This window comes from Glycomyces algeriensis (assembly GCF_027622855.1).
Classification (GTDB): Bacteria; Actinomycetota; Actinomycetes; order Mycobacteriales; family Micromonosporaceae; genus Glycomyces; species Glycomyces algeriensis.
Genome location: NZ_JAPZVR010000010.1, coordinates 124,107 through 132,428, shown reverse-complemented (window position 1 = coordinate 132,428; position 8,322 = coordinate 124,107). Strand labels below are relative to the sequence as shown.

Here is an 8,322-nt window from a genome sequence, read left to right as displayed (position 1 = left end):
TTAACTAAGCGCGCCGCCGTGGGGTGGCGCGAGAGGTCACGGGGGGCCGGGGTGGAACCCCGGGCCGCCGTTCAGCTTTCAAGCTCGGTCCTACGGCAGTGTCGATGGTCGGGAGGCGCGGTGGTGCGTCGATTGCGAGGTCGACCAGGAGTTCATCGTCCATGCCGGTGAGATGCATCCGGCAGAAGGTCGGGACTTCTTGGATGATCGCGGCCTTCCAGGCTCGTTCGGTGACGGCACGGGCGAAAGCGCGGACGGCGGGCACGACCGAAGCGTGCTGCGGCGAGGTGAAGAAGTCGAGGTCGTCGGTGGGCCGGTCGATGAGGTGCTGGGCGATGAGCGCTCCGCCGCCCGCCAGGACGAAGCCGCGGCTTTCGGGTAGCTCGAAGAACACCGCAGTGCCGCGGTCTGGAGCGGCGTGAGACCTGCCTGGGCGGCCATTACCCGTTGCCTCCGCGGATCAGCGGCGTCCAAGCTTCGCGGATCTCCCGGGGCAGGACAAGGTCCTCCCAGAGATCGACGAGCAGGACGCCGTCGATGTATTCGATGAGGTCGGCCGGAGTACCTTCTCGCAGCACGATCGCGTAGACGCGCGTTCGCTGCCGCCGGTCGGAGAGGTCGAACACGCGGCCGCGATCGGACCAGTCCAGGTGGAGCGGCAACCGGACCTTGGCGAGGGCGGCAGGGGCGGACAGTCGCGGCAGATGATCCGGCACGTGGAATGGCCTGCCGCGGGTGGTGGTGTGCAGCTCGAATCGGATTCGAGGTTCGATCGCGAGTTCGAAGCCGGCGGCTTCGATGATGCGCTGGGCGGTCGTCATGGTGGGCGACTTCTGCCCGTGCTCGTATGCCGACAAGGTCGGCCGTGAGGTCTTGGCGAGTTTCGCCAGTTCGGCCTGGTTCAGATTCGCGGCATCCCTGGCCCGCCGAATGAGGTCAAAGGCCATCACGCCCCCTGTAAGTATCCGATCAGATACCTCCATGCTACGCGAAGAGCGGGGGGGGGGGGGGGCGCCCCCCCCCCCCCCCCCCCCCCCCCCCCCCCCCTCCCCCCCCCCCCCCCCCCCGGGGGGGGCCCGCCCCCCCCCCCCCCCCCCCCCCCCCCGCTCTCCGTGCCCGACCAGCCGCGCGTTCGCGCGGGACCGGACTCGGTGGTTGCGGCTACGCCGCTTCGAGTTCGCGGCGCACGAGGTCCGCGGTCTCGATCGAGTTGAGTGCGGCGCCCTTCATGAGGTTGTCGGCGACGACGAAGAACTCGAGGGAGTTCGGGAAGTCGATCGACTGGCGCACGCGCCCGATCTGGGTGCCGCCCTTGCCGACCGAGTCGATCGGCATGGGGAACACCATGTTGGCGGGGTCGTCGACGAGGTCGACGCCGTCGGCGGCGGCGAGCACGCGGTGCGCGTCGGCCACGGTCACTTCGCGTTCGAAGGTGGCGTGGACGACCTGCGAGTGGCCCACGGCCACGGGTACGCGCACGCAGGTCGAGGCGACCTTGAGGTCGGGCAGGCCGAGGATCTTGCGGGACTCGTTGCGGACCTTCAGCTCTTCGGAGGTCCAGCCGTCCTCTTTCCAGCCGCCGACCTTCGGCACGACGTTGAGCGCCAGCGGCGCCCCGAACGGCGTGTTGAAGTCCTCGCCGAGCACGGCGCGCACGTCGCCGAGCTCGGTGCCGATCTTGTCCGCACCGGCCAGCTTCTGGATCTGCGCGTAGAGGGCCTCGAGGCCTTCCTTGCCCGAGCCGGACGCGGCCTGGTAGGAGGCGACGCTCATCGAGACGAGGCCGAACTCGGCGTTCAGCGCCGCGAGCGACGGGATGAGCGCGAGCGTGGTGCAGTTGGCGTTCGCGATGATCCCCTTGGGCCGCACGGCGGCGGCCTCCGGGTTCGCCTCGCGGCAGACCAGCGGCACGTCCGGGTCCATGCGGTAGTGCGCGGACTTGTCGATGACGACGACGCCCTTCGCGGCCGCGACCGGCACCCATTCGGCGCTCACGTCGTCGGGCAGGTCGAAGTGGGCGATGTCGATGCCGTCGAAGGCCTCAGGGCTGATCGCCTGGACCTCGATGCGCTCGTCCCCCACCGACAGGACCTTGCCGGCCGAGCGCGCGGACGCGATGAGGCGCACCTCGCCCCAGTTGCCGCGCTCTTCGGCGATGAGCCGCCGCATGATCGATCCGACGACGCCGGTGGCCCCGACGATCGCCACGTTCAGTTTGCGCGCCATGCTCATCGCCCCGTTCCGGCGTAGACGACGGCCTCTTCGTGGCCGCCGAGCTCGAACTTGTCGTGCACCGCGCGCACGGCCGAGTCGAGGTCGGTGTCGCGGCAGACCACGGAGATGCGGATCTCCGAGGTCGAGATGATCTCGATGTTGACGCCCGCGTCGGCCAGCGCCTGGCAGAAGTTCGCGGTCACGCCCGGGTGCGAGCGCATGCCGGCGCCGATGAGCGAAATCTTGCCGATGTTCTCGTCGTAGATGAGCTTCTCGAACCCGATCGACGTCTGGTGCTTCTTGAGCGCCTCGGTCGCCTTCGGCCCGGCCTCCTTGGGGAGGGTGAACGAGATGTCGGTGTGGCCGTTCCCGGCGGTCGACACGTTCTGCACGATCATGTCGATGTCGATCTCGGCGTCGGCGATCACCTGGAAGATCGAGGCGGCGGCGCCGGGCTTGTCCGGGACGCTGGTGACGGTGATCTTGGCCTCGGAGCGGTCGTGCGCGACGCCGCTGATGAGTGCTTGCTCCACGGGCAGCTCCTCCATGTAACCCGACACCATCGTGCCGGTCTTGGTCGAGTACGACGAACGGACGTGCAGCGGGAGCCCGTAGCGCCGGGCGTACTCCACGGCGCGCAGGTGCAGGATCTTGGCGCCTGAGGCGGCCATCTCCAGCATCTCCTCGAAGGTGATCGCGTCGAGCTTCTGCGCGTTCGGCACGATCCGCGGGTCGGCGGTGAAGACGCCGTCGACGTCGGAGTAGATCTCGCAGACGTCCGCTTCCAGCGCTGCGGCGAGTGCGACGGCGGTCGTGTCGGAGCCGCCGCGGCCGAGCGTGGTGATGTCCTTGGTGTCCTGGCTGACGCCCTGGAACCCGGCGACGATCGTGATGAACCCCTCGTCGAGCGAGGAGCGGATGCGTCCGGGCGTGACGTCGATGATGCGGGCGACGCCGTGGGCGGCGGTCGTGATCATCCCGGCCTGCGAGCCGGTGAAGGACCGGGCCTGGAAGCCGAGGTTGTTGATCGCCATCGCCAAGAGCGCCATGGAGATGCGCTCGCCGGCGGTCAGCAGCATGTCGAGTTCCCGGGGCTCCGGTACCGGCGAGACCTGGGCCGCGAGGTCCAGCAGCTCGTCGGTGGTGTCACCCATGGCCGAGACGACGACGACCACGTCGTCCCCCCGCTTTCGCGTCGCGACCACTCGTTCGGCGACGCGCTTGACGCGTTCGGCATTCTCAACCGATGAACCGCCGTACTTCTGCACGACTAGCGCCACGGATTTCACCTCACTCGCTCGTGTCTCAGGTCACTCGAAACCGCCCTCGCGGGGGCGGCCACCTCACCTTAGCTGCGCATACCGGTGTGTCGCCAGGTCGTTCTGGGTGGTGGGACAGAGAATCGGGCGGTGGCATGGACATGGACGGGCAAGACAGTGGCGGCGCTCACGCTCGTGGCGCTGCTGGCGGGCTGCGGGACGGCGACCGCCGTCGACACCCCCGAGCAGGCGCCGCCGAGCCCCAGCGCCCGCGCGACCCTCATCGGCCGCGCCAGCCTGGCCTTGGACGAGACGTTCACTGCGGAGTACGAGTGGTCCGAGGGCGGCACGGTCACCGTGTGGGCCGCCGCTGACGGCACCTGGCGCGTGGACGTCCCCAGCTGGGCGCTCGGCGGCACGGTCGACGTCACCGTCGCCTGGACCACGGGCGGGTTCTTCCAGTGCGCGGCGGGCCGGTGCGTGCGCCTGGCCGGGATCACCGGCGAGATCCCGAAGGACTACGACCCGAAGGTGCAGCTCCCGTTCATCGAGTGGCTCCCGCAGCTGCTCGACCGGCACCTGCCGTTCGCGATCGCGCAGGACGGCGACTGCTTCACCCTCACCCCGAACACCGTGGTCGTCGACCCGCCGATGCCGCCCGGCGAATGGTGCCTCGACAAGGAGGGCACGATCCTGTCCGTCGAGAGCGACGCGTTCGGGACCCTGGAGCTCGCCGGCCCCCCGGCCGAGGCGGTCGCCACGGTCGAGCTGCCCGGCGACCTCAGCGACGCCGAACCGTTGGGGCGCAAGGCGCCCGTCGAACCGAGCCCGAGCGTGGACCCGTCCGCGACGCCCGCGCCGGACGCGAGCGGCACGCCCTCACCCGCCGCCTCGCCGTCCCCGACGCCGTCACCGGAGGAGTGAGGCGAGAGTAAGGAAGGCGACACGGGCAGGCGGTCCGCGCCCTGTTCGTGGCACCATGAACGATGGCGAGCGACGACGCCGCTACAAGGACGGCACCGCTGCGATGCCGCCACCTGACAGCAGACGCGCCCCCGCCGGGCCCCCGGCGCCGGCAGCGCCGTGCGAGACCCAGATCCGAAGGAACGCGCATGACCGCACCTACCGACCGCCACGCCCAGACCGCGGTCCCGATCCACCCGCTGCTCGCCGCCCGCCAGTCCACGCGCGCCTTCGCGCCCGGCGTCGACCTCACCGAAGCCCAGGTCGCGGCCCTCCTCGAAGCGGCCCGCTGGGCCCCGAGCGCGGGCAACACGCAGCCGTGGCGGTTCCTCCTCGCCAAACGCGACACCGGCGAGTTCAAGCGCGTCCTCGAGACCCTCAACCCCGGCAACCGCGACTGGGCCGGCCAGGCCTCCGCGCTGCTCGTGGCCGTCCGCACCGACGCCAACGCCCGCGGCCCGCTCTCGCACGCCGCCTACGACCTCGGCCAGGCGATCGCGCACCTGACGTTCCAGGCCGCCGCCGAGGGGCTCACCGTCCGCCAGATGGGCGGGTTCAACGCCGCGGCGCTGGCCGCCGAGTTCGAGCTGGCCGAGACGCTCGTGCCGACCACCGTGGTCGCGATCGGTCTGCCGGGCGACCCGGCCGACCTCGACGACGCCGTGGCGGGCCCGGACCGCGCGCCGCGCGCCCGCATCGCGCTCGACGACCTGCTCATCCACCCGTAAGGCAGCAGTGGGCCGGTGCCGCATTGCGGTGGTGCCGTCCCATTATTCGGGCGTCGAGCTCGACCCGGGTCACACCTGCGGTGTAAGCTCTCGGGGTCATGCGGTTCACGATGCTCCTTAGCTGCCGCGGCGGGGCCAACTAGGTCGGCTCCTCGCCGCGGGTTTTCGCATGCCGGCTGGATCAGTCAGAAGCGACTCAGACCCACAGCCATCTCCACAGGAGCATCCGTGACTTCCACGTCTTCCAACCGCACTGCCTTCGGCGATCGCGCCAAGCGCTACCAGCCGTACCACTCCCAGTTCAAAGTGGACCTGCCCGACCGCACGTGGCCGGACAAGGTGACCGAGACCGCGCCGATCTGGTGCGCGGTGGACCTGCGCGACGGCAACCAGGCGCTGATCGACCCCATGACCCCCGACCGCAAGAAGAAGATGTTCCAGCTGCTGGTCGACATGGGCTACAAGGAGATCGAGGTCGGCTTCCCCTCCGCCTCGCAGACCGACTTCGACTTCGTGCGGCAGCTGATCGAGCAGGACCTCATCCCGGACGACGTCACCATCCAGGTCCTGACCCAGTGCCGCGAGCACCTGATCGAGCGGACCTTCGAGAGCCTGCGCGGCGCCAAGCAGGCCATCGTCCACTTCTACAACTCGACCTCGACGCTGCAGCGCCGCGTCGTGTTCGGCCTGGACAAGGACGGCATCACCGACATCGCCACGCAGGGCGCGCGGCTGTGCCTGAAGTACCGCGAGATCCACACCCCCGACACGGCGATCCGCTACGAGTACTCCCCCGAGTCGTACACCGGCACCGAGCTGGACTACGCGGTCGAGGTGTGCGCCAAGGTCGCCGAGGTCATCCAGCCCACCCCCGAGTGGCCGCTGATCGTGAACCTGCCCGCCACCGTCGAGATGGCCACCCCGAACGTGTACGCCGACTCGATCGAGTGGATGCACCGCAACCTGCCCAACCGCGAGTCGCTGATCCTCTCCGTGCACCCGCACAACGACCGCGGCACCGGCGTGGCCGCCGCCGAGCTGGCCGTGCAGGCCGGCGCCGACCGCGTCGAGGGCTGCCTGTTCGGCAACGGCGAGCGCACCGGCAACGTCTGCCTGGTCACGCTGGGCCTGAACCTGTTCAGCCAGGGCGTGGACCCGGCCATCGACTTCTCCAACATCGACGAGATCAAGCGCGCCGTCGAGTACTGCAACCAGCTGCCGGTGCCCGAGCGGCACCCGTACGCCGGGGACCTGGTGTACACCGCGTTCTCCGGTTCGCACCAGGACGCCATCAAGAAGGGCTTCACGCACCTGGAGGCCGACGCCGAGGCGGCGGGCGTCCCGGTCGACGAGTTCACTTGGGGCGTACCGTACCTGCCGATCGACCCGAAGGACGTCGGCCGCAACTACGAGGCGGTCATCCGCGTCAACTCGCAGTCCGGCAAGGGCGGGGTCGCGTACCTCATGCAGAGCGAGTACGGCTTCGACCTGCCGCGGCGCATGCAGATCGAGTTCAGCGGCGCGATCCAGCGGCACACCGACGCCTCCGGCAAGGAGGTCTCGACGCAGGAGATCCACGACATCTTCCGCCGCGAGTACCACCCGGAGTACCAGCCCACGCCGCGCCTGGTCGTCGAGGACCACACCACCGTCTACACCGGAGAGACGCTGACCCTGGACGCGCACATCGTGCTGAACGGGGTGGAGCAGAAGGTCTCCGGCACCGGCAACGGCCCGCTCTCGGCGTTCACCGACGCCCTGTCCTCGGTCGGTGTCGACGTCGAGGTCCTGGACTACGCCGAACACGCCCTGTCCGCCGGCCAGCACGCCCAGGCCGCATCCTATGTGGAATGCGCCATCGACGGCCGCACCGTGTGGGGCGCGGGCGTCCACCCGAACATCGTCCTGGCGACGATGCGGGCCGTGGCCAGCGCCTACAACCGGGCGTAGGTTGTAGCGCGCAGCAAGGTCGCCGGTGCGACGCGCTTAGTCGCGAGTACTTCGAGAACCGTTGGGGCGGGCCGCTTTCGCGGCCCGCCCTTTCGCATGCGCCGAGCGGGACGCACCTGTCGCCCCTCGGCAGTACGATGCGCGCATTGTGTTCCTCCGCAGCAGAATGCAGGGCCGATGACCCGTACGACACCCCCGCGCCCCCATGACGTCGCCAAGCAGTTCCCTGCACTCGCGCAGTACGCGAAGCCGGCCGTCCGGCTGCACCCGCGCCGAGGCGAGCCCGGCGTCGGCGACAGCTCCATCGGAGGCCCGCTGCTCTGGCCCGCCGATGAGCCGTGGCCGACCTGCGAACTCGCGCACGACGACTTCCAGGACGAGACCCTCGACTACACGTTTGCGATGCGCGCCTATCTCGCGGATCGCGACCGACGCGAAGAGCGGGGAGAGGCGCTCGACTGGGATGCCGAACGCCGGCGCATGGCGGCACTGGAGGCCGAGTACGACGTCGCCGAATACCCCGAGTACGAAGCGGACGCGCCACCGCCGTTGATCCCGTTGGCGCAGTTGCACTACCGGGACGTGCCAGGACTCCCGTGGGCCGACCGGTTCGACCTGCTCCAGCTCCTGTGGTGCCCGCGCGACCACCCCGACGCCGACACCCCGTACAACCCGGCCTTCCAACTCCGTTGGCGCAGGGCCGAAAGCATCAACGAGCGCCTCACCGAACCTCCGCGACCGGTGGTCGGCAACGGCGACTACGTGCCGAACCCGTGCGTCGTCCACCCCGAGGTCGTGACGGAGTACCCGGTGTACCGGGAACTGCCCGAGACGCTGCAGCAGGCAGTCGCGCACTGGGCGGAGGCGATCGACGACGAGTCGGCCTACCTCTTGGACGCGTCGGTCGCGCCCGGCTGGAAGGCCGTGGGCCACGGCGGCAACTGGGCGATCATCGACCCGTACCCGATGACCTGCGAATGCGGTGAACTTCAGCTCCCGCTGTTCACCGTCGACAGCGGCGAGTCCGGCGGCGACAGCCGGAGCTGGGACGCGGTGGAGGACACCGACGGGCGGTACTCCAATCCGGTCGAGATCATCATCGGCCGCGCCTACATCCTCCAGCTCTACTACTGCCCGGCCTTTGAGCAGCACGTGAACCGCACCGAGATGTTCTGACCCGACGATCACTCGAGCCCCGCCAAGGGCGT

At 69.8% G+C, this 8,322-nt stretch carries 8 protein-coding genes; 4 read left to right on the top strand and 4 right to left on the bottom strand.

Annotated features, from left to right (window positions below; genetic code table 11):
• Positions 1–4 precede the first annotated feature (4 nt).
• The 4 genes from O2L52_RS18195 to O2L52_RS18180 form a co-directional block, all read right to left on the bottom strand.
• Positions 5–394, bottom strand: coding sequence for a nucleotidyl transferase AbiEii/AbiGii toxin family protein (locus tag O2L52_RS18195; protein WP_270117250.1), 390 nt, complete (start codon positions 392–394; stop codon positions 5–7).
• 46 nt (positions 395–440) lie between these two features.
• A complete protein-coding gene (locus tag O2L52_RS18190; RefSeq protein WP_270117249.1) occupies positions 441–947 on the bottom strand; it encodes a helix-turn-helix transcriptional regulator in 507 nt (168 codons plus the stop codon).
• 214 nt (positions 948–1,161) lie between these two features.
• Complete coding sequence (locus O2L52_RS18185; protein ID WP_270117248.1) at positions 1,162–2,226, bottom strand: aspartate-semialdehyde dehydrogenase; 1,065 nt, start codon at positions 2,224–2,226, stop codon at positions 1,162–1,164.
• A gap of 2 nt (positions 2,227–2,228) precedes the next feature.
• Complete coding sequence (locus tag O2L52_RS18180; RefSeq protein WP_270117247.1) at positions 2,229–3,494, bottom strand: aspartate kinase; 1,266 nt, start codon at positions 3,492–3,494, stop codon at positions 2,229–2,231.
• Between the two features lie 129 nt (positions 3,495–3,623).
• Between O2L52_RS18180 and O2L52_RS18175 the strand changes: the two genes are divergently transcribed.
• The 4 genes from O2L52_RS18175 to O2L52_RS18160 all read left to right on the top strand — a co-directional run bounded on the left by O2L52_RS18175 (position 3,624) and on the right by O2L52_RS18160 (position 8,290).
• Entirely contained in the window at positions 3,624–4,397 is a 774-nt protein-coding gene (locus O2L52_RS18175) for a hypothetical protein (protein ID WP_270117245.1), read from the top strand.
• A 188-nt stretch (positions 4,398–4,585) separates the two neighbouring features.
• Entirely contained in the window at positions 4,586–5,164 is a 579-nt protein-coding gene (locus tag O2L52_RS18170; RefSeq protein WP_270117244.1) for a nitroreductase family protein, read from the top strand.
• 228 nt (positions 5,165–5,392) lie between these two features.
• On the top strand, positions 5,393–7,114 hold the full coding sequence (gene leuA / locus O2L52_RS18165) for a 2-isopropylmalate synthase (protein WP_270117242.1): 1,722 nt from the start codon (positions 5,393–5,395) through the stop codon (positions 7,112–7,114).
• A 177-nt stretch (positions 7,115–7,291) separates the two neighbouring features.
• Complete coding sequence (locus tag O2L52_RS18160; protein ID WP_270117240.1) at positions 7,292–8,290, top strand: hypothetical protein; 999 nt, start codon at positions 7,292–7,294, stop codon at positions 8,288–8,290.
• Positions 8,291–8,322: the final 32 nt, after the last annotated feature.

Bases quoted from the DNA above. Each gene is read 5' to 3' on its own strand.
- O2L52_RS18190 (WP_270117249.1), bottom strand. From the start codon at position 947: ATGGCCTTTGACCTCATTCGGCGGGCCAGGGATGCCGCGAATCTGAAC.
- O2L52_RS18185 (WP_270117248.1), bottom strand. From the start codon at position 2,226: ATGGCGCGCAAACTGAACGTGGCGATCGTCGGGGCCACCGGCGTCGTC.
- O2L52_RS18170 (WP_270117244.1), top strand. From the start codon at position 4,586: ATGACCGCACCTACCGACCGCCACGCCCAGACCGCGGTCCCGATCCAC.
- O2L52_RS18160 (WP_270117240.1), top strand. From the start codon at position 7,292: ATGACCCGTACGACACCCCCGCGCCCCCATGACGTCGCCAAGCAGTTC.